The 1,840-nt window shown below is 57.4% G+C and carries 1 protein-coding gene; it reads left to right on the top strand.

Going from position 1 to position 1,840, the window contains the following annotated elements:
• Positions 1–512 precede the first annotated feature (512 nt).
• Complete coding sequence (gene ltrA / locus P0D89_RS52580; protein ID WP_459252690.1) at positions 513–1,763, top strand: group II intron reverse transcriptase/maturase; 1,251 nt, start codon at positions 513–515, stop codon at positions 1,761–1,763.
• The last annotated feature ends 77 nt before the right edge of the window (positions 1,764–1,840 follow it).

Below are 1,840 nucleotides of genomic sequence, written 5' to 3' on the forward strand. Positions count from 1 at the left end.
GTGTGCTATGAAAGCTGTTTGATCGATGAGGGTAGGCCCCTCGATGTCGTCTTTCAGGAGAAGACATCAAACCACTTCAAGCTGCTGCGGTAAAGAGCCGTGGTGGTGAGCGTTGAAGAAAAGGCGCAGTGAATGCGTCAGGTGTGGGATAACGAGACGAGCGCAAGCGAACCGTCGATGAGGTGTCGATAGCTTTTTCCACTCGTCGTCAAAACCAAGGTCCTCGCCTGACCTTGGGACAAACCAAGCGGAAGCCTGATGACTGGCTTGGTGGCGACCGGCATAAAGACGGCGTGACGTTACTCCAGGCGATTGAACGGAACATAGGAACCTGTCACCCCGATGCGAAGGGAGAAGCTTGATTTGAAGGACTCAAAGAAGGTGAGAGTACCGATGCGGGGTACAGGGGCGGAGCATTCCGTAGTAGCGGTGAAGCCTCGTAATTGGGGTGGAGCGAAGGGAGTGCGTCATCCGGCAAGACCTGTGGGCCAACCAGACAATGGGATGAGCCGATGAGTCGCGCCAGGCCGTTTGCAATAACGAAGCAGTCTGTGTGGGCAGCATGGCTTCAGGTGAAAGCGAACCATGGAGCGCATGGTGTGGACGGGCAAACCATCGAGGCATTTGGACAGCAGCTTGGACGCAATCTGTACAAGGTGTGGAACCGGATGTCTTCAGGGAGCTACTTTCCGCCACCTGTGCGTGCGGTGGAAATCCCGAAGGGAAATGACAGGACCCGCAAGCGGTTGTTGGGAATTCCGACCGTGGCGGACCGCGTTGCCCAGGCGGTTGTGCGCAATTATCTTGAAGCGCAGGTAGAGCCCTGTTTCCATCCGGATTCCTATGCTTACCGTCCTTCCAGGTCGGCGCTGGATGCGATTGCTGCTGTCCGGGGTCGATGCTGGAAATACGACTGGGTACTGGAATTTGACATCAAAGGTGCGTTTGACCACGTTGATCACGAACTCATGATGAAAGCGGTGCGGCAACATGCCCGCTGCACATGGGTAGAGCTGTATGTGGAACGCTGGCTGAAGGCGCCGATGATGAGGGGACAGGAAATGGTGTCGCGGACGCGGGGCACGCCGCAGGGTGGTGTCGTCAGCCCGGTACTGTTTAATCTCTATATGCATTATGCCTTCGACACCTGGATGGCGAGGCACTTTCCGGACACGTCGTTCGTGCGGTATGCGGACGATGGATTGGTCCACTGCAAAAGCGAAGCCGAAGCCAGACGGTTGCAGGAGGCAATCGGTGCACGTCTGACGGCCTGTGGTCTGGAATTGCATCCTGAGAAGACGAGGATCGTGTACTGCCGGGATGGGAATCGCAAGAAAGACTATCCCACCACGACTTTCGACTTTCTGGGATACACCTTCCGTGGCCGGCTGGCCAAAAGCAAGCGGGGCGTTTACTTCAACAGTTTCAGTCCTGCCCTCAGCGGCAAGGCCGCGAAACGCATCCGCGAGAAAATGCGGACGTGGAATATCGGTCGCTGGACGGAGGCTGGGATCGAGGACATCGCCGCGCAGGCCAATCCAGCCTTGCGAGGATGGTGGAACTATTACGCGGCGTTCTACATGAGCGAGTTCAAGCGCGTGATTGCCCACCTCAACGACATTCTGGGGAAATGGGCGGTACGCAAATATCGCCGATTCAAACGGAGTCGTGCCACGGCCCGGACCTGGCTCAGGCGGATGGCCGAGCGTGAGCCGGATCTGCTGTACCACTGGACGCTGGGGGTATTGCCATCGGCTGGATGACAAGAGCCGTATGAACCGAGAGGTTCACGTACGGATCTGTGAGGGCCTGGCGGGGAAGTTCCGCCGGGCTACTCGAC

The organism is Paraburkholderia sp. RL18-085-BIA-A, assembly GCF_046027075.1.
In the GTDB taxonomy this organism is placed as follows: domain Bacteria; phylum Pseudomonadota; class Gammaproteobacteria; order Burkholderiales; family Burkholderiaceae; genus Paraburkholderia.

What these genes read in the sequence shown, in the direction of transcription:
- ltrA (WP_459252690.1), top strand. Translation starts at nt 513, where the DNA reads ATGAGTCGCGCCAGGCCGTTTGCAATAACGAAGCAGTCTGTGTGGGCA.